The organism is Gardnerella sp. DNF00257 (genome assembly GCF_049262745.1).
GTDB lineage: Bacteria > Actinomycetota > Actinomycetes > Actinomycetales > Bifidobacteriaceae > Bifidobacterium > Bifidobacterium piotii.
In genome coordinates this window covers 1043195-1063391 of record NZ_CP058403.1, presented here as the reverse complement: position 1 = coordinate 1063391, position 20197 = coordinate 1043195, and the positions used below count along the sequence as shown (strand labels likewise).

Here is a 20197-nt window from a genome sequence, read left to right as displayed (position 1 = left end):
ATACAAAAACAACGTTATTTATTATCAACATATGTCAAAGAAAATAAATATTAACGGCATACCCGATAAATTATTTAAAAAACTTATTGAGTCAGAGAATTCTAAGTCATGTCTTATGGCTTCTCAAAGCAATTCTCGAACAGACTTGCGACGCTGCTTAGAATCAGGAAAATTAGTCGAGCCATATTACGGCTTCTACGCTATTCGTGATCACTGGGATCAATTGCTGTACAAAGATAAAGTTAAGCGTATTGCAGTCACTCTTACAAACAAGATAAAGATAAAAAAGTGGAATTTTACTGGCGAAACTGCCGCCGTGCTCCTGGGGTTGGAGGTGGTTCACTTGCCTTACATACATCATTCTCTTACAGAAATATACGTGTCGTCTAGTTATGCAGAAAAATTTGCTTCGAACAAGAAAAAATCTGATTTAGAGCGGAAAAAATCGGTGCGAAGTGCATTTAGACACAAATATAGCCGACTAAAACTGCCAAACATAATAGAAGATGAATCTGGTATAAGGCTAGATGATTTTACTAAAAATAGACATAAAAATGTGAGCAACGGCACAATTATTGGCAAGGGCACAAGCGCTAATAGCGGCACAGTAAAAAATACGAATTTTTTGACAGCATCGTCATTTGGGCATATTGCGACTGATGAAGAACTTGCTATTAGTCATGTTGCCAGCATTTACAACGTTCTCTACGTGTGCGCTTGGAAGGGGGCGTTCGCCGAGTCGCTAGCAACTTTCGATTCTGCTGCTCGAAAAGGTGAAGATCTTAACAAAATTTTGCATGTTTGTCGTAAATTTTACGGCTCCATGGATTGTTGTAGCGATACGCCGCAGTTCTTGAACAGTGTTCAGAATCCAAAAAACGCGGATTTTTATGGTGTAAATTATTCGCCTATTAACAATCCAAATTTTCTTGGCACCGATGAATTTGATGTTTTGTCGCGAATGGAGACTTTGGTAAACTATGCGAACCCTAAGAGTGAGAACGGCGGAGAGTCACTTGCGCGGGCGATAATGCTTGAGCTTGGTTTTGTGGAGCCAGAATTGCAGCACGAGTTTCCGAACCCGAATCATCCACATAGTCCATATCGCGCAGATTTTATGTGGAAAGTTAACGGAAAAATTATTGTTGGAGAGTTTGATGGCACTGATAAATATTTGATTGAAGATAGAACTTTGCTTGATAGCCGCTCGGTTGCTTGCGACTTGCGTACTGAGGATTTTGATGGAAGTGTTGAAAATATCAACAACTTCAGCACAAATAACTTATATAGATATAATCGTGATGCAGTTAGGAAGGAACGCAATAGAGAGCGGTGGCTTATGGATTGCGGAGTTGTTAGGATTGTGCGATTTGATTATTGCGATATTTTGAATCCGATTGAGTTTAAGAAGAAGCTGCTTTCGGCGGGAGTTCCTGTGGCCGTTGCGTGATTTACAACATTCTCGATTAATCTTTTCCGCGTTTTGTACGTGTTTTGGGTCAAATGTGGTACAAAGTGCGGAGTTGTGTTCCGCTTTTTGTACGTGTTTTAGGCGGATTTTGGTACAAAGTGCGTCAATCTTTTCCGCGTTTTGTACGTGATTTAGGTCAAATTTGGTACAAAGTGCGGAAAGTCGTTCGCGCGCTACTCTTTAAGCGCGAAGGAAGGTCGTCGCGCAATCGCACTATATGTTGTCGCTTGTGCATATTCCCAGGCGATTATCAGACTTATAGCAAAATTGCGAGTAAAATAAAAAGACGTGATACTTGATCGTCATAATCGTTTAAATTTGGCCGAACTTTACGCCAGCTTGCAAGGGGCTGGCGATGGTGGGTCGCCAGACGCTGCTGCGGAAAAGTCGCAAGCAACCGCCGACGAAAAGTCCGCGCAAAAATCACCTATAAAAAGCGAAACGCCGCATCTTCCGCCCGAGCAAATGGACGAATTCGTAAACATGATGCAAGTGTACGAAGGCGCGATGTACGAAATCAGCACGAAGCTGGAGATTTTGGACGGCGAGTTTCAGGTGCGATTTTCGCACAACCCAGTGCATCACATGGAGCGGCGACTAAAATCCGTGCACTCGATTTTTGAGAAGCTGCGCCGCAGAAACCTAAGCATATCAACGCGTTCGATTCGCGACAACCTGTTCGACGTGGCTGGAATCCGCGTGATTTGCAACTATCGTGATGACGTGTACGCGGTTGCGCAATACCTTTCCAAGCAAACGGATATTCAGGTGCTGCAAGTTAAGGACTACATTAAAAACCCAAAGCCGAATGGGTACCGCAGTTTGCATGTGATTTACGCTGTGCCAGTGTTTTTGTCGTCGGGTGCGCATTACACGCCTGTTGAGGTGCAATTCCGCACAATTGCAATGGATTATTGGGCGAGTTTGGAGCACGCGTTGCGTTATAAGGCGGATTTGCCAGACGCAAAGTTGGCGGAGCATTCTAAGACGCTGCTTGAGTGCGCGCAGAATTTGCAGGCAATTGAGGCGAAGATGCAGGGGATTCATCGCGATATTAATGGTGCGCCGCGCGTGGAGGATGCGCCTGAGTCGTAGCAATCTAATGCGCGACGACCTGCCTTTTCGCTTAAAGCGCGTGCGAGTCGACGATTTCGAGCTGCATAATGCGCGAGAAATCACCTCGACTCGCTGAGCCGCTTAAACGTAAAGTCCAGTGGACTTTACGTGCGGCGAAGACGTTCGCGCGCTTAGACCGCGTGCGAGTCGACGATTTCGAGCTGCATAATGCGCGAGAAATCACCTCGACTCGCTGAGCCGCTTAGCGTAGAAGCACGGTGTGCTTCTACGGCGGCGAAGACGTGAGCGCAGCTAATCTGCGCGAACGACACGACCTACATTTCCGCTTTTTGTAGCACGACACGCATAGTTGTACAAATGTACTATAATTAGATACTTAAGGATTTATAGGGCTTTATAATGTTTATAAGGATTTAGGAGGATATATGGGAGATTTTGGAAATTTTAACGGCAATTATGCTGGCGATTTTGCGCAAAACACAACAATTGTAGACTCGCAGGCTACTTATGTGCGCGAGCAGGCGGAGCGAGTGAGTGTGCGTCGCGTTTACGCAGAGATGACCGTTGGCTTAATAGTTACAACGCTTGTTGCAATGTTTACGCAAAGCACGGGTGCTCTTTACTCTTATTTGTATGCTACTGGTAGGTTCGGCTTCTTTGGCATTATTATTGCGCAAGTGGTGCTTGCTGTTGTACTTGGAATGCGCGTTATGAAAATGAGCGTTTTTGCTGCTCGTGCAATGTTCTATGCGTATGCGGCACTTACAGGCTTTACACTTAGCACGATCTTTACTGTGTTTAGCCTAGGCTCTATTGCAATGGTTTTGGCTTTAACTGCTGGATTCTTCCTGTGTCTTACAATGCTTGCGCTTACTACAAAAGTGAATATGCTTAAGGCTGGCCCGATTCTTATGGTGGCTTTGTTGGTTTTGTGCGTGAGCCAGGTAATTCTTATGTTCGTTGCTCCAAGCGCTGGAACTATGCGATTTATTGCTGCGATTGCGGTGTTGATTTTTGCAGGTCTTACGGCTTACGATGCACAAAAAACGCGTGCGATTTTTGAAGCGTATGCTAATCAGCCAGAAATGATTAAGCGTGTTTCGATTATTTGCGCATTTAATCTTTATTTGGACTTCATCAACATGTTTGTGTACTTGCTGGAGTTGCTGGGAAATAGGCGCGACTAGGTGCGAGCCTGCGCGTTTTTTCCTAGGGATTATGGTAGGCTATTCGCTTGTGTGATTGATGCGCATATTGCGCAGCGAGCACACATGGATGGGTGTCCGAGCGGTCTAAGGAGACGGTCTTGAAAACCGTTGTAGGGAAACCTACCGCGAGTTCGAATCTCGCCTCATCCGCGAGTAAGTGGCTTGAATAAAAGTTCAAGCCACTTTTGTGTTAAGCTATTAAATCTTTTGGTCTATCATAGAGCATCATACTGGCTCATGCATCACCAAGAATACGTAAAGTATTAGGATACTGTTTTTTTACAGCATCCACAGCACTAATAAACGTATTTTTCCTAGCAGGATATGAACCAACATCTGACGACTGAAGAATATCATGTATAAGAATCGGTTTATTGTGCAAAGCATCATACACATTGTGCCACGCACCACCAGCGCGATGAGTATAATTTATTAAATCAAATGCATTCATCCAAGCATATTTTTCAACAACAGTATCTACAATGCGATCAGCATACTGGTTAGTTTCGTGATTAGGCGCATTAAAAATACAATTCCTGCCAAACTGCTTAAATTCGTTATAAACGCTAGGCTCTATGGGGCCATATTCCCAAGCTTGAATCTCATCCGTAAATAATGGGCGCTCAGGATTATTACGCAACGATTCCACCTGCGCAAAATATACTAGCTTATTCAAAGTGAGATTTGTCAATGCTAGCGTTTTCCCATATCGATCAATAAAAATTGATGCTATATCTAAAGCTTTCATATTCAATCTCCTTTCAACAAACTTATTATGCGCACAAGAGTAAAATATATTTTACAGAATACCTCGTTAATATTACAAGAAAAACGCAATATACGGGGTACGTATCGCACTGTTTAGAGCTACAAAATGCGGATAGACTAGATAGAACGATAGTTGCGCTCTTGAGATGTGATGGAGTCAAGCACGAATCGCGCGCCACTTCGATTTTTCTGGCTGCTTACAAAATCTTGTGGAGAATAAGGCGCTGCGCTGTTGAACATCTCCTCGTATTGCGAAACGGTTAATTGCGTGCGATTGTTTAATGTTTTTATGTGCTGATTGGAAAACAGCGCGCTTCGCCATCCTGGAACAAGTGTTGCGCTAAAGAATTCTGCTACAGCGCCTGAACCGTAAGAGAATAAGCCGATTTTTTGACCTGGGAGTAGGGGAGACAGGCGCGTCGGTGATTCGTTTGTGTGCGTTGCGGAAGATAAGTCGCAAGCAACCGTTGATGAATCGCAAGCAGACTCTGATGAATCGCCAGTAGATTCTGATGAATCGTCATCAATCGCAGAATCGCAAGAATTCCTAAAATAATCGTAATCAAGTAAAGAAATTAAGCCTAAATAGAGTGAGCCAGTGTAAATATTACCGATTCGACGACTGTATTGTGTGCTGTCTTGGTATCGCGCAAGAAGACGTTCGCGAGTATCGCTTGTAAGGGACGCGTTGTCATTTTCAGGCAACACGCCGTCATTTGTGTGTAAAACGCCATCACATGCGTGCGGCGCGCCAGAATTTTCCTCCAACCCAGCTCGAAGCGCCTTAAGCCCCATTTTTGTGTACGGAAGATGGAAGCAAATCGCCTCAAAATCGTTGAAATTGCAGGCGTTTTCCGCACTGTATCGCTGCCACACGTCGCAAAACATGCGAATGTATTGCTCGGTTGAAAACTTTCCGCGCGCCAAAGCCGTGCTTTGATATACGGGCCGCCAAAAATCCTGGATTTCCGCCGATTTTACAACGCTGTCGTTGTTGATTTGCAACACGCGCGGATTCTCGCTTACAAGCATCGCCACAGCACCAGCGCCTTGCGTCACCTCGCCAGGAGTGCCAACGCCGTAGCGCGCAATGTCTGCAGCAATCACCAAAACTTGCGCACCAGAGTGCGCCAAAACGTAATCACGAGCCATCATAAGCGCCGCAGTTCCGCCATAACACGCCTCTTTTACTTCCACGCATCGCACCCAAGCGCTAAGGTTCAGCAGTTTGTGAATGTAGAGCGCGCTGGATTTGCTGGCGTCGACGCCGCTTTCTGTGCCAACGATCACCATTTTGAGGCGGTTACTGTCGATGTACGGCATCAGTGGCAGCGCAGCTTGAGCGCCAAGCGTTACGATATCTTGATGATTTGGCGGCACTGCTTGCTGGCTTTGGCCGATTCCAATTGTGAATTTGTTTGGGTCGATTCCGCGCGCAATCGCAAGGTCGCGCATGCTTAGGTAGCAATTTGGGGTTGCGAAAGTTATGCGGTCGATGCCAACTTTTGGCGGAATTTGGGGTGTGGTGTGCGTGTCGTTTGGCGTGTTGTGAGTGGAATTCGGTGTGTTGTTTTGTGGCGTGTTGCCTGGTGCGTTTTGTGAAGTATTGCTCATGGTTTCCTATTTTTTAAGTGCGATTTTTTAAGTGTAATTTTAGTGGTGTAAATTTTTTAAGTGCGATTTTAGTGGTGTAAATTTTACGGCGCGGATGCTTCCGACTTTTCCGCGGAAAAATGGCCATTAACCGCGCGTTTTTGCGGTTTTACGTGTTCCTGCGCTTGCGCAAATCATCAAGAATTATTCTTGCAGAATTCGTGTTCAAATCGGAAGAATTTTTGTTTAGAAGCGCGTGCACAACCTTTTGAATTTCGTCCCCGCGCGCTCCAGAAGCGATAGCGATGTTTGCGGCCTGAAGGCGCATGTGGCCAGCCTGGATTCCAGGGCCCGCGAGTGCGCGAAGAGCCGCCAAGTTTTGCACGAGTCCTACGGCTGCTAGAACGTTTCGAAAATCGTTGGCGTTATTGACTTTAGCAAGTTGCAGCGCGATTTTTGACATTGGGAGCGAGGCGATTGCGCCGCCCACTGTGCCGATTTGCAATGGGATTTCGATGCGGCCGTAAAGGATTTGGTCGTTATTTTGCAAGGTCCACGTTGAAAGAGGCATGTAGCGGCCAGATTTTGCGGCCCATTCGTGCGCGGCGGCTTGCAATGCGCGCGTGTCGTTGCCTGATGCGAGTGTTGCAGCCACTATTCCGTTTAGGATTCCTTTATTGTGTGTTGCAGCGCGCTCCGCGTCTACGGCGGCCAGGGAGCTTAAGGCGGCGATGCGGCGCGCAAGGCGCATGCCGTCGGCATCTCCAGCTGCGGCAGTTTTTGCGCTGTGCACAAGCGCTTCTACGGGTATGCGCACTTCGGCGATTGTTGCCGCGCGGCTGGAGTTGGCAAGAATTGCCACCAGCGCCTTGCGCCCAACCCAGCTTTCCAGCTGGGTTTTAACAGCTTCGCCAATGGTGTTTGCAATGTTTGCTCCCATTGCATCGCACGCGTTTATGTCTAGTGTTAGCTTGGCGAAGCCTGTTAACGCCGCCGCCTGCGCGCGTTCTAATCCGCCGCCGCGTTGGTATATTGATGGGTGCGCGGAGCGCGCAACCTCTCTAATCGCCGCGCGTTTTGACTCGTCTCGCATTATGCTATCTAGTTTTTGGGCTACGCTTCCGTCCGCGTCTTCAAAAACGATTTGCGCGCGCGTAACGTAATGCTCGCTGCGTGCAACAACGCCGTTTTCTAGGCTTTTCGACGCGATTTTTGCGCCGTTGCATGCGGCAGCGATTACGGACGGCTCTTCCGTAGCCATCATCACGTTTCGAGTAACGCCGTTTACTTTTAGGCCGCGCACAACGCCTACTGGCAGGCTGAATCGCCCGATTTGATTTTCGATCATGCTGTTTGCAACGCTTGCAGGAATGTTTGTTTCGCTGCTTTGCGCGAGTTGCTCGAGCAGAAGTTGCGCAAAATCGCCGCTAAGCGCGCACTCTGATTTCAGCGTTTTTATGCGCTGTTCTACGCTTAATTCTCGAAAAGCTGACATGTTTCTCCATTTTTTGCGCTATTTTCACGATTTTCATTTTTACGTTTTTCACTTTTGCAATGTCTCTTTGACGCGATTTACGCGATTAAAGTCGCAGCAACCGCGAATCGTAAGCAGCCGCCATATTCGTCGCCAGCAACCGCGCGTGTCTCAACACTCCGTATGCATTCTGCCACAATTCGTGCGTGTCGCGACACTCCGTAAGTTGTGTCATTTGTATACGCACACTCCGCACTTATCGCATTGCTACGTCTACTTTCGCATCCTAACTTGCATGCTCACTCCAATTCCGCCTCCCACGCACAGCGCTGCAACGCCGTTTTGCATGTGATTGTCTTTAAGCGCGTAAAGAAGTGTTGTTAAAATCCTGGCTCCGCTAGCGCCAAGCGGGTGACCGAGCGCAATCGCGCCGCCTCTTACATTCAGCTTGTTTTCGCTTATGTTCAGCTGCTGACACACGGCTATGCTTTGCGCAGCAAACGCTTCGTTAATCTCAAAAAGGTCAATGTTTTCAACGGTGTAGCCCGTGTTTTTTAGCATGCGCTCCATAACGTGTTTTGGCGCGTATCCCATAAGATCTGGGCTGATTCCGCCCTCGGCAAATCCCACGATTTCTGCCAAATAGTCGATTCCGTGCGCGATTGCGTAGTCTTTGCTCATTAAGACGAGTGCTGCTGCGCCGTCGTTGATACCGCTCGCGTTTCCAGCGGTTACGGTAGGCGAGTGTTTTGTGCCAGAATCTGCCTCGCTCATTCCACCAGTTTCGCGACTGCCAGAATCCGCCTCACTCAAGCCACAGTTCGCTCCACGCATTCCATCAGCTTCGCGCGTTCCAAAATCCGCCTCAAACAACGTTTTAAGCTTAGCCAATTTCTCCATAGAAGTGTTGGCTCGCGGATGCTCGTCTCGGCTAATCAAAGTTCCATCCGCAAGCTGCACGGGAGCAATCTCCGCGTCAAAATCGCCGTTATTTTGCGCAAAAACGGCTTTCTGGTGCGATTTTAGTGCAAAAGCGTCTTGCTGCTCGCGCGTTATGTCAAACTTTGCAGCCACGTTTTCTGCAGTAACGCCCATTTCTTTGCCAGTAAAAGCATCACAAAGACCGTCTTTTTTTAGTCCATCAACCAGCGCGCTGTTGCCGTAGCGAATGCCACCAAATCGCACGTTTTGCGCGTAAAACGGCACGTTGCTCATGCTTTCCGTGCCGCCAGCAACTACGACTTGTGCGTCTCCCATGCAAATCGCCGACTGCGCAAGGCGAATGGCTTTAAGACCAGACCCACAAACCTCGTTGATTGTCATTGCGCAACTTGACTCGTCAAGCCCCGATCTAAGGGCGATTTGGCGCGCAACGTTTTGACCGCTGCCTGCTTGAAGTACGTTGCCAAAAATCGCTTGATCTACGGATTTTGGGCTGATTCCTGCGCGTTCGATTGCGGCTTTTGCTGCGATTGTTCCTAACTCAACAGATGTGAGCGACTTCAACGCGCCTCCGAATTTGCCTATCGGTGTGCGCGCTGCGCTTACAATCACAACATCACTCATACGTTTAGCCGCCAATCAGTTGAAAACTAGCCGATTAAAGCTATCTTGATCAAGCTATCTTATTGAAAATTATTAAAAATTGCATGTTGAAAACTAGCACATTTAGAGTAATAGGTTTCAAACACCAACCGAACTACTTTATCGTATTTTTACGCAAAATTGCGATTTGTGAAGAATTATGTTTAATTTTTTCACAATTTGCGCACAATCACATTTTTCGCATTTTCCGCTTTTTGTACGTGTTTTGGGTTGATTTTGGTACAAAGTGCGTCAATTTTTTCCGCTTTTTGTACGTGTTTTGGCCTGAATTTGGTACAAAATGCGGAAGTATCGTGTGGTATAAAATGCGAAAGTATCGCTATTTGCGGAATGTGATTGAGCCATCGCTAGGATCCATCGACTCCACAATCGCCAGCGAATCCAAGTCATATCCAGCTTCGCGCAACGCGTCTCCGCCGCCTTGGAAGCCTTTTTCAATCGCAATGCCAATGCCAGCAACCGTGGCCCCAGCGTGATTGCAAATGTCAATCAACCCTTGCAAAGCCTTGCCATTAGCCAAAAAATCGTCCAAAATCAAAACGCGGTCGTCTGCGCTCAAATATTTTCTAGACACAATTACAGGGAACTCGCGCTGCTTTGTAAACGAGAATACGGTAGACACGTATTGATCGCCATCCAGGTTTATTGATTGCGCTTTCTTTGCAAAAACCACTGGAATGTTTCCAAAATGACGCGCAGCAACGCACGCGATTCCGATTCCCGAAGACTCGATTGTTAGGATTTTGTTGATTTGCGTGTTCTGAAAATGCTGTGCCCAAGCGGCTCCCATTGCGTCAAAAAGCGCGCAATCGCACTGGTGGTTAAGGAATGCGTCGACTTTCAAAACATTTCCTGGCTTAACAATGCCTTCTTTTTGGATGCGTTCTTCAAGTTCTTGCACGATTATTCCTTTCAAATTGCGCGTATTTTGCGTGTGCAGCGGTATCTGTATAGCTTACCCCCCGCTTTGACCGCGCTCCGACCTGCCTGAGCGCTCAAAGCGTAGCGCGCGAAGGCAATTCGGAGCGCTGAGCTTGCTTAAGGTTGAAAGCACGGTGTGCTTTCAACGCAAGCGAAGACGTGAGCGCGCTGTAACGCGCGAACGACAGTACCTGCCTTGTAGTGCGTTTGTATAACGACACGCCGTAAATTAGGTACAATCGCACTACAGTTTTACATGTTTATGTAGTGCGTTTGTACCAAAAAACACCGAAATTAGGTACAATCGCACTACAGATTTGCGTAATGCGTACAGTGCAAAACGCACGATTTGTGTTTGGCTGCCGTCCGTTAAAATTGGTTAGAGTTTAATTTTTGCGATTTGGAACACGGGGGAGAGTGGCTTTTGAGCAAGTACGGTTACGATTTTGATTTGTTTGGCAATCCAGAAGCTGCCAGCGAGCAGAGCGATGCTACTATTAATGAAGTTTTCGACGAGCAGAGTGATGCTCCCATTGGCGATGCCTTCACTGGTGATGCTCTTATTAGTGATACCCCTATTAGTGATGCTCCTATTAATGAAGATATGACGAGCGAAGTTTCTGCTTCTACGGCGGCTTTCGATTTTTCCGCAAAATATTCAAATTCCGCACAATCTTCCCAAACAGCTCAATCTTCTGCCGCTGTCCAATACGCTCAAACATCCGCACAATCTTCCAACCTCCCCGAAATCAACCCTCAAACACTGTTAGAAGGCTTAAATCCCCAGCAATCCAAGGCAGTCCAATACACTGGCCCCGCGCTTTTAATCGGAGCTGGCGCAGGCAGCGGCAAAACACGTGTTCTTACGCGCCGAATCGCGTGGATTTTGGCTAATCACAAAGCGTGGCCGAGCCAAATTCTTGCAATCACGTTTACAAACAAGGCGGCAGCGGAGATGCGCGAGCGCTTGGCGAGCTTAATCGGCAATAGTGCAAATAGCATGTGGGTCTCTACTTTCCATTCTGCTTGCGTTAAAATTCTTCGCGCTCATGGCGATTCAATCGGCTTAAAATCAGGCTTTTCTATCTATGATTCTTCCGATTGCGAGCGTCTTGTTAAAATCATTGCCTCCGAATTGAACATAGATATTAAAAAGTTTACGCCTAAACTTTTATTGTCTAAGATATCTGATTTCAAAAATAATTTGGTTACATGGCAGGAAAATCTTAAAAATTACGCACCAGATTATAAGCCAGGCGCGTCTGTATCTGGCGCATCTAGCTTTAATGCTGCTGGCAATTCCGATGCGCTTTACGCCGCTGTTTACGCGGAGTACCAAAATAGGCTTAGCGTTTCGAATGCTGTTGATTTTGACGATCTGATTATGCTAACGGTTAAGCTTTTGCGCCAAAATCCGCAAGTTAGCGCGTATTACAAGCGAAAGTTCCGCTACATTTTGGTTGACGAGTATCAAGATACAAATCACGCGCAATACGTTTTGATTCGCCAGCTTGCAGGTGTGGGTGATGCAGGTGTGGGTGATAATTCCGCAGTTCCACAAGTTTCCGCAGCTTCACCAGATTTCGCAGCTTCACCAGATTCCACTCAACTTCCGCAATCGTCAATCACGGTTGTTGGCGATTCCGACCAGTCGATTTATGCTTTCCGCGGTGCAGATATTCGCAATATTCAAGACTTTGAGCAGGATTTTCCAAACGCTACAACAATTATGTTGGAGCAGAATTATCGCTCTACGCAAACCATTTTGGACGCTGCAAATGCTGTGATTTCTAACAACACTAATCGCAAGCCTAAAAAGTTGTGGACTTCTTTAGGCAAAGGTTCTCCAATCGTAGGCTACGTAGCAGATAACGCGCAAGGCGAGGCAATGTGGGTTGCTCAAGAAATCGCGCGCTTGGCAAGTGAAGATGGCGTAAACTACTCGGATATTGCGATTATGTATCGCGCAAATTCGCAATCGCGTAGCTTAGAAGATGCGCTTATTAAGTCTGGCTTGCCTTATCAACTTGTTGGCGGAACTAAGTTCTACGAGCGCCGCGAAGTCAAAGATGCGCTTGCTTACTTGCAATCGATTGCAAACCCTGATGACGATGTTAATATGCGCCGAATTTTGAACGTTCCAAAGCGTGGTCTTGGAGCGCGTGCTGAGTCGCAGATTACGTCTTATGCAAAAGAAAATTCTATAAGTTTTTGGTCTGCTCTTAGTCAAATAGATAAGATTGCGGAGCAAATTGGTATTTCATCTAGAACTTTTAATGCGCTTAAGAGTTTTAGGGATCTTATTACTTCGCTTATTGACTTTATGAAAGCTAACGATTCCAAGCCTTCTAAGGTTGTGGAGAACGTGCTTAACGAAAGCGGATTGTTGCAAGATTTGCGAGAGTCTAAGGACACTCAAGACGAATTTAGAGTAGATAACTTGTCTCAATTGCAATCGGTTGCAGCCGAGTATGAGCAGAATACGCCTGATGCTAATGTTGCTGGTTTTTTGGAGACTACGGCTTTGGTTGCTGATTCGGATCAGCTTCCAGACCAGGGCGAAGATACTGGAAAAGTTACGCTTATGACGCTTCACACAGCTAAGGGCTTGGAGTATCCTGTTGTGTTTTTGACTGGAATGGAGCAGGGCACTTTTCCTCATTCGCGCTGTGTTGACAATCAAAAGGAGCTTTGCGAGGAGCGTCGTCTTGCATACGTTGGCATAACTCGTGCTAAGAAGATTTTGTACGTTACTTGGGCAGCTGAGCGATCTCAATGGGGCAAATCTGCGGAGATGATTCAAAGCCAGTTTTTGGACGAGATTCCTGCGGATTTGATTTGCTGGAAACGCAAGGAAGCAGATGTTATGCGAGCTGGACTAAGGGGAGCAGGCAGAGATTTTGACCGCGATTTTGCTGGCGATTTCTCCGACGATTTTGGAAGCGACGGCGGTTGGAGCGACGATTCGTACACAACTTACGGAGTCTCGAGTTATAGCGGATCTCGCTACAGCAAATCGCATTATGGCAGCTCATATGGTTCTTCAAAGTCTTATGGCAAGTCGTGTGGTTCAAAGTCGTATGGTTCTAGTTCGTATGGCAGCTCATACGGCAAGTCGTATGGCTCAAAATCTGGCAAAGTCACCACGCGAATCGCAAGAAAATCAAGCGCATCGTACCAAAGTCAATCGTCCACCTCAAATTTGCAATCGTCAGCATCGTCATTATCTTACAAAAAGCAAAGTTTGCAAGAAAAAGACAATCATCTAAACATCAACGATTTTCATGAAGGCGATAAAATTTCGCACGACACATACGGCCTTGGAACTGTTCTTAAAACACAAGACAAGGGCAGAAACTCAATTATTACAGTTGACTTTGGTTCGGATGGCGTAAAGCGACTTATGCTAAGAGTTGCTCCGATTGAGAAATTGTAAAATTTTTCGTTTTATAAATTTTACACTTAAAATAATGCGATCTTATTGAAGATTACTTTAAATTGTTAATTGTAATATTGTTATAACTAGTGCGTGATTATATACACTAAAACAAAATATTCAAGACTTGTTTTCTATTAAGCTATAAGAAAAAATATAAGAGTAAGAGAAATATAAGCGCAAGAAAAATATAAGAGTAAGAAGAATAAAAGTAAAAAAGAATAAAAGTAAAAACTGCAAATGTTCAAGATTTTAGACTCAAGGGGAAGTCGATTAAGTTCTGAATATTTGCGATTGTAGTTATAAACGAGATTTAAAAGGCGTGGCGCTTGCAAATGTGAGTGCCGTAAAGCGTGTTGCGTTAAACAAAAAGCAACACTAAAAAATAATAACTAGATTTAATGAGGTATTTATTATGAAGAACAAATTATTCACATCGCTTCACGCAATTGTGTTTGGAATTCTTATTGCTATAGCGCCATTAACATTTGCAAAACCATGCTCAACTGGTGGCATGGGCAAAATGTCTAAAATGGCTAAAATGCCTATGATGATGCAACCTATGACATGCTACTACACAAGCCGCGTGGCTATTGGAATTGGCGTTGTTATAGCGATTCTAGGCATTATTGCGCTATTTGTTAAAGAACACGTTCGCGCTGGCTTAAATATTGCTGTAATTGCTAACTCTCTGTTTATGATTGCTACTACAACATTCCTTATTGGTGTTTGCAAAAGCCCAATGATGCATTGCGCATCTGTTATGCGTCCAACGTTGATTGTGTTATCTGTACTAGCGTTGGTGTTTGCATCCGTTAGCGTGTATCTCGATACTAAGTCTGCTTGCTAGTGTGTATCTAAGTAATTTACTATGCACACTATTACATTAAAGCGATTGCCGCTAGAAAACCTAAAGCAAAAGCCGCTAAGAACCGCCGCGTTAATCGTGGTTTCCGCGTGCCTAGCTGCAGTGTTTTTTGGCGGCTCGCTAATCTCCCTAAATCTTTCAAACGGCCTAAATAGCATGCGCGCTCGCCTTGGCGCGGATATTATGGTGATTCCGCAAAACACATACAATCGCGCGGAAGCGTTGCTAACTAATGGCGGATCGAGCACGTTTTACTTTACGAACAATATTGAAGATTTTGTGCGAAAATCAAAAGGCGTTGAAAAAGCAAGCATGCAAACTTACATATCTTCTCTATCTGCTGGATGCTGCGCGGAAAAGTTGCAAATCATAGGTTTTGACCCTACGAGTGACTTTGTAATCGCGCCATGGATTTATTCACAACACAAAAACGAGCTTAAAAAAGGTCAGATGATTGCAGGCGCAAATGTGCTTGTTTCTTACCAAAACACGGTTCGCTTGTATGGGCACGAATGGCCGATTGTTGCGCAACTTGCTAAAACGGGCACTAGCCTAGATAACTCAGTGTTTGTAAACAGAGACACGATTCCAGTGGTTGTTAAGTATTCTTCTAAAGTTGGGCACACTGCGATTCCTGCAAAATACGCGCGCAAGGCCGTTAGTGCTGTTCTTGTAAAAGTTCGCAAGGGTTTTAGCGCTAAGAGTGTTGCGGAAAATATTCGTAAAACTAGCGGAATTAAAAGTCTTGGAATGGTTTTTCCAGGCGGAATTACAGAGCAGACTAAAAAGAGTTTAGAGGTGCTAAACAAGGCGATTTTCCTTGGCGTTTTTGCGTTTTGGGCTGTGGGCGTGTTAATTCTTGTGTGCGTTTTTGCGGCATCTACATCGGAGCGCAAGAGGGAATTTTCTTCATTGAGGATTTTGGGCGCAAATAAGCGCATGCTTTTTGTCATGATTTCGCGCGAATCGGCTGTGATTGGCGTTGCAGGTGGCGTGATTGGCGTTGCGTTTGCTTCGCTTATTTTGTTCCCATACAATATTGCGATTTCTAGCCAGTTACAATTGCCGTACTTGGAATCGAATGTTTGGCTTGTGTGCGCGCTTGCTGCGATTTCTGTAGCGTTTTCGCTTGCTAGTGTTTTGGTAACTTCTGCGATTATTGTTGGGCGAATCGCAAGCAGGGAAGCGTATTTGACTTTAAGAGATGGCGAGTAAGATGGCGAATAAAGTGGTTAGTAACGATTTAGGCGATTTAGTCGTAAATCTTAAAAACGTTACTCGCGAATTTAAGCGCAAAAATCGCAAGTTTATTGCTGTAGACAATGTTGATTTTTCGCTTAAAGCTGGCGACTTTGCGGCGATTGTGGGCAAGTCTGGAAATGGAAAGTCAACTCTATTAAACATGATTGCAGGGCTTTTAAAGCCTACGCGCGGAAGTGTTACGATTTTTGGATGCAATATTTCGATGTCTTCTATAAGCGACGAGCAAATTTCTGCGATTCGCGCAAAAAACATTGGTTTTGTTACGCAATCGCAGACGCTGCTTGCTAATTTGAATGTGATAAATAACGTTATTTTGCCTGTTATGATTGCGCGTGCTTCTTCTAAGCGAGTAGGCGATTTTACGCAAAAACTTGAGACAGAAGATTGTGCGAATTTAAATTCCTTCGCTATGGATTTGCTTAAGCAACTTAACGTGGACGATCTTGCGCATTGCTATCCGCGCGAGCTTTCTGGCGGAGAAATGCGTCGCGTTATGATTGCGCGCGCTTTGATTAATAAGCCGCGTTTGTTGATTTTGGACGAGCCTACTGGCGATTTGGATTCGCAAAACACGCAAACTGTTGTGTCTTTGCTGCGCGATTGTGCGGCTTCTGGAGCGGCTGTTTTAGTTGTGACTCACGATGAATCGGTTGCTGCAAGCGCTGACTGTGTTTACGCAATGGACTCTGGCGTTCTTCGCGCGCGCTTTGACTGAGCGCTTAAAGCATAACGCGAGAGCGATTTTCCGCACTTTGTACCATATTTAATCTAAATCACGTACAAAAAGCGTCAACCATTTCCGCACTTTGTACCATATTTGACTTAAATCACGTACAAAAAGCGTCAACCGTTTCCGTACTTTGTAGCTTAAAGCATTCGCGCGGATTAGCCGCGCTATTCCTCGCGGCTATTAGTAGCCGCTCGGCTGATTTGGCATGTAAAGTCCACTGGACTTTACATTTGAGCCAAATCACGCTTTGAAGGAGCTTGAAACGCGCTATGCAATTTCAAGCTCAGTCAGAGCGCTTTGCAGCGCAGAAGCAATGCTTCTGCTTTAAGCGGCTCAGCGCTCCGAATTGCCTTTGTGCGCTACGCTCAAGCACAAAGGCAGGTCGTCGCGTATATTCTACGGCGCGGAGTAGTATAGGGAACGATGCCTATTTTTCGTAGGCATTATCTGGAGCCTTAGCCCATCAGTGGGTCGGCGCGCAAGAATTATGGCGTTATTTAAGCGTTTTAATGCTTTCGCGTTCGTGTGTTTACACGAAGAAGCACTGGAGAGGCCGGCTCAGCGTGAATAATCGTAAAAGTTTGGTTCACGTTCCGTTCAGATAACGACAGAATAAAGGATTAGTAATGACTAATATTCAGCGTTCTCGCCGTCAGGTGCGTCTTTCTCGCGCCCTCGGCATCGCTTTGACCCCAAAGGCTCAGCGTATTTTCGAGAAGCGTCCATATGCTCCAGGTGAGCACGGCCGCACTCGTCGTCGTACCGAGTCCGATTACGCAGTACGTCTTCGCGAGAAGCAGCGTCTTCGCGCTCAGTACGGTCTTTCCGAGAAGCAGCTTCGTGCAGCTTACGAAAAGGGTACGCACACTGCAGGTCAGACTGGTGACGCAATGCTCACTGATTTGGAAACCCGTCTTGATGCTTTGGTTTTGCGCGCAGGTTTTGCTCGTACAACCGCTCAAGCTCGCCAGTTTGTTGTGCATCGTCACATCTTGGTAGATGGCAATCTTGTTGATCGCCCATCTTACCGTGTTAAGCCAGGCCAGACCATTCAGGTTCGCGCTAAGAGCCAGACAATGGTGCCATTCCAGATGGCTGCTGAAGGCGTTCATCGTGACGTTTTGCCAGCAGTTCCTGGTTACCTCGATGTGAATCTTGCCTCTTTGAAGGCTACTTTGACTCGTAAGCCGGAAGTCGATCAGATTCCAGTTGAAGTCAACATCCAGTACGTCGTCGAGTACTACGCTCGCTAAATTCTGGATTTCATTCTTAAGGACATACCGCTTGACCCCTGCTGTGCATTGCATAGTGGGGGTCAATGCGTTTTATTTGCTATTCTTCCCGTGTTTTGTATTTTGATTGGTGTGTTGGACTACAAAGTGCGGAAGTTTTTCCGCGTTTTGTTGTTCAACACGCTGTTTAGAGCTACAAAGTGCGGAAAATACTGCACGAATCGTAGTGCATTTGTATAAAATCAGTATGAACTACGTAAAAGCTGGTTACATGTTGGTGCGCATTAACTTTTGTTAGGGAAAGGTCGCAAGCAACCGAACATTATGCAACAAAACACTTTAATAATAAAACAAAATCACATATAATCATTACAACAATGCCCGTTATATTACAAAATATAACATTGTGCGAGTGTTGAATCAGAAAATATATAATAGGTAACTAAGCGTCTAAAGCGTGTTATTAAGATACAAAAGAATATACAAAAGAATAAAAGAAGATACAAAATACAAGTAAAACAGAATACGCAATAAAAGAAGACTAGAGAGTAGAAGAGACGATGGAGTCAAAGATGTCTCAACAAAATACCAAAGCGAATGCGCTAAAAGCACAACAACTTGCCGCACGCGCAATCAACAAACACGCAAAAGATGCGCTAAACAATAACACTTTTGAAGGGGTGGTCTTGTGGTAGAGCCTAAAAAGATTAACGGGTTGCACAATATTCCAACTACAGCTGGATTTGCAGGCCCAGGCGGCGGCTTTGAAGGTGGTGCTGCTGCAGGATTCGAGATTGACGACGCATCTAAGCATAAGAAGGCAGATGAACGCGAAGTCGAAAAAAGCTTAGAAGACACAGATGCTTTTGACGCAATAGACGTTAACGCGATTCGCGCTAGAAGCAAAGCTAGCGGCACAAACGAGACGGTTATGAGCAAGATTACAAGTACGGGTGTTGGGGATTCGTCTCTTAGTAGCCTTGTAGCTCAAGCCGAAGGAGAAGCTGCTGCAGATGTGCGCGATTCATTGTATGTGACTCAACAAATGCCTGCAATACCTGCAGTCTTAAGTGGTATTACGCCGCAAGAGCCGCCGCGCGCAACGCAATCTCCGATTCGCGATTTTGGTGGCGAGTATCCGTATAAGTTGTATCGCCCTGGAACTTACGCGCGCGAGCATATGCGCATTACAGCAACAAAGCTTTCCGACGGACGCGACTTTTTCTACATAGATGACAATCCAGAATACGTTAGCGGCCACAAAACAAGGGAGCTGATTGACCCTAGAAAGTTAGCGTATCGCTTTACTTCGCATGTTGATAGCGAAGGCAACGAAGTTCCTAGCGAAGTTCCACAAATGAGGCAAGATCCGCTTACAGGAGACTGGATTCCAATGTCTAGGTTGTGGGCAAAGCGGCCAGCTGAGATTCTTGATGCGGATTCAAATAATCAAGGTTCGGCGGATGGTTCTGCAGATGATTCTGTGCGTGGTTCTGCTCAATCAAGAATCGACCCATTTGCTGGCAGAAAGCCACAGCGCGAGTATCAAGATGGCGAAATTCCAGATGAAGACTACGACGTTGTTGTTTTTGAAAACCGCTATCCAGCTATGGCTCAGGTTGCAGGCGTGCCAAATACAACAACATACGTTGATGGAAATCCATTGTGGAAGCAGGCTCCTGCAGCTGGCCGATGCGAAGTGATTTGCTTTAGTTCCAACGAGAACATGCTTCCAGCTAATCTTTCTGTTTTGCGCATGCGCACGATTGTTGAAGCGTGGGCGTTTAGAACCGCAGAAATTAGCCAAATCGAAGGAATTGAGCAGATTTATCCGTTTGAAAATCACGGCAGTCAAATCGGCGTAACTTTGCATCATCCTCATGGTCAGATTTACGCATATCCGTTTATTGCTCCTAGGTTAGAGCAGGAGTTGCGCCACACGGAGGCTTATTTTGAGCGCACTGGCAGCAATCTTCTTAAGGATTTGATGAATTCAGAGATAGAAGCTAAAAAGCGCGTGATTATGCATAATCACAGTTGGGTTGCGTATGTTCCAGCTGCCGCTCGATGGCCGCTAGAGGTGCATGTTGCTCCTGTTCGAGACGTTCTTACTTTGGATCAGCTTGATGATCAAGAGCGTTGGGATTTGGCGCAAATCTACATAACACTTCTTAAACGTGCTAATAAGTTCTTTGGATTATCGTCTTCAAACGCGGGAGATTCGAGTGCTAAATCGTTTGCAAGTTCGGCTGCTTTCGACTTATCTTCTGGCGCGAGTGATGCAAATTCCAGCGATTTCGTCGATTTGCCTTACGTTGCAGCGTGGCATCAAGCTCCTGTGCATGATTCTCGCCGTTCGCATTATCGCCTTAATTTGCAATTCTTCTCGTTTATGCGAGACGCCAATAAAATCAAGTATTTGGCTGGGTCGGAAGCAGGAATGGCATCTTGGATTTCCGATACTACTCCAGAGTTGATTGCAAGCAGATTCCAAGAATTAGGAGATGTTGACTTGGATTAGTCTGACTTGGATTAGTCTTGTCTTGATTAG

The 20197-nt window shown here is 45.8% G+C and carries 15 protein-coding genes and 1 tRNA gene; 11 read left to right on the top strand and 5 right to left on the bottom strand.

Features of this window, described 5'->3' with window-relative positions:
* The first annotated feature begins 115 nt into the window (after nucleotides 1-115).
* The 4 genes from HXT23_RS04060 (at nucleotide 116) to HXT23_RS04045 (ending at nucleotide 3906) form a co-directional block, all read left to right on the top strand.
* Nucleotides 116-1450, top strand: coding sequence for a hypothetical protein (locus HXT23_RS04060; RefSeq protein ID WP_422112729.1), 1335 nt, complete (start codon nucleotides 116-118; stop codon nucleotides 1448-1450).
* Between the two features lie 309 nt (nucleotides 1451-1759).
* On the top strand, nucleotides 1760-2566 hold the full coding sequence (locus HXT23_RS04055; protein ID WP_128813751.1) for a GTP pyrophosphokinase: 807 nt from the start codon (nucleotides 1760-1762) through the stop codon (nucleotides 2564-2566).
* Nucleotides 2567-2973: 407 nt separating this feature from the next.
* Nucleotides 2974-3735, top strand: a complete 762-nt coding sequence (locus HXT23_RS04050) for a Bax inhibitor-1/YccA family protein (RefSeq protein ID WP_422112728.1) — start codon at nucleotides 2974-2976, stop codon at nucleotides 3733-3735.
* 86 nt (nucleotides 3736-3821) lie between these two features.
* Nucleotides 3822-3906 (top strand) — tRNA-Ser (locus tag HXT23_RS04045).
* Between the two features lie 85 nt (nucleotides 3907-3991).
* Here the strand turns inward: HXT23_RS04045 and HXT23_RS04040 are convergent.
* From HXT23_RS04040 to HXT23_RS04020, 5 genes are all read right to left on the bottom strand, one after another.
* A complete protein-coding gene (locus HXT23_RS04040; protein WP_016837430.1) occupies nucleotides 3992-4504 on the bottom strand; it encodes a Panacea domain-containing protein in 513 nt (170 codons plus the stop codon).
* A 137-nt stretch (nucleotides 4505-4641) separates the two neighbouring features.
* Nucleotides 4642-6138, bottom strand: coding sequence for a hydroxymethylglutaryl-CoA synthase family protein (locus HXT23_RS04035; RefSeq protein ID WP_422112727.1), 1497 nt, complete (start codon nucleotides 6136-6138; stop codon nucleotides 4642-4644).
* 148 nt (nucleotides 6139-6286) lie between these two features.
* Nucleotides 6287-7612, bottom strand: a complete 1326-nt coding sequence (locus tag HXT23_RS04030) for a hydroxymethylglutaryl-CoA reductase, degradative (RefSeq protein ID WP_422112726.1) — start codon at nucleotides 7610-7612, stop codon at nucleotides 6287-6289.
* 252 nt (nucleotides 7613-7864) lie between these two features.
* Nucleotides 7865-9157 (bottom strand): thiolase family protein, encoded by a 1293-nt coding sequence (locus HXT23_RS04025; RefSeq protein WP_119529228.1) that lies wholly within the window; start codon nucleotides 9155-9157, stop codon nucleotides 7865-7867.
* A gap of 358 nt (nucleotides 9158-9515) precedes the next feature.
* The gene (locus HXT23_RS04020; RefSeq protein WP_004574671.1) at nucleotides 9516-10097 is read right to left on the bottom strand and encodes a xanthine phosphoribosyltransferase; all 582 of its coding nucleotides are present in this window, start codon (nucleotides 10095-10097) and stop codon (nucleotides 9516-9518) included.
* Between the two features lie 444 nt (nucleotides 10098-10541).
* Between HXT23_RS04020 and HXT23_RS04015 the strand changes: the two genes are divergently transcribed.
* The 7 genes from HXT23_RS04015 (at nucleotide 10542) to galT (ending at nucleotide 20167) form a co-directional block, all read left to right on the top strand.
* Nucleotides 10542-13553, top strand: a complete 3012-nt coding sequence (locus HXT23_RS04015; RefSeq protein ID WP_422112725.1) for an ATP-dependent helicase — start codon at nucleotides 10542-10544, stop codon at nucleotides 13551-13553.
* Nucleotides 13554-13968: 415 nt separating this feature from the next.
* Nucleotides 13969-14403, top strand: coding sequence for a DUF4418 family protein (locus HXT23_RS04010; RefSeq protein ID WP_102704705.1), 435 nt, complete (start codon nucleotides 13969-13971; stop codon nucleotides 14401-14403).
* 21 nt (nucleotides 14404-14424) lie between these two features.
* Nucleotides 14425-15636, top strand: coding sequence for an ABC transporter permease (locus tag HXT23_RS04005; RefSeq protein WP_422112724.1), 1212 nt, complete (start codon nucleotides 14425-14427; stop codon nucleotides 15634-15636).
* Nucleotide 15637: 1 nt separating this feature from the next.
* A complete protein-coding gene (locus tag HXT23_RS04000) occupies nucleotides 15638-16399 on the top strand; it encodes an ABC transporter ATP-binding protein (protein WP_422112723.1) in 762 nt (253 codons plus the stop codon).
* Between the two features lie 641 nt (nucleotides 16400-17040).
* Nucleotides 17041-17667 (top strand): 30S ribosomal protein S4, encoded by a 627-nt coding sequence (gene rpsD / locus HXT23_RS03995; protein ID WP_004113375.1) that lies wholly within the window; start codon nucleotides 17041-17043, stop codon nucleotides 17665-17667.
* 551 nt (nucleotides 17668-18218) lie between these two features.
* Nucleotides 18219-18341 carry a hypothetical protein gene (locus HXT23_RS03990; protein ID WP_004574665.1) on the top strand — a complete coding sequence of 41 codons (123 nt, stop codon included), beginning with the start codon at nucleotides 18219-18221 and terminating at the stop codon, nucleotides 18339-18341.
* 485 nt (nucleotides 18342-18826) lie between these two features.
* The gene (galT, locus tag HXT23_RS03985; RefSeq protein WP_050568106.1) at nucleotides 18827-20167 is read left to right on the top strand and encodes a galactose-1-phosphate uridylyltransferase; all 1341 of its coding nucleotides are present in this window, start codon (nucleotides 18827-18829) and stop codon (nucleotides 20165-20167) included.
* Nucleotides 20168-20197: the final 30 nt, after the last annotated feature.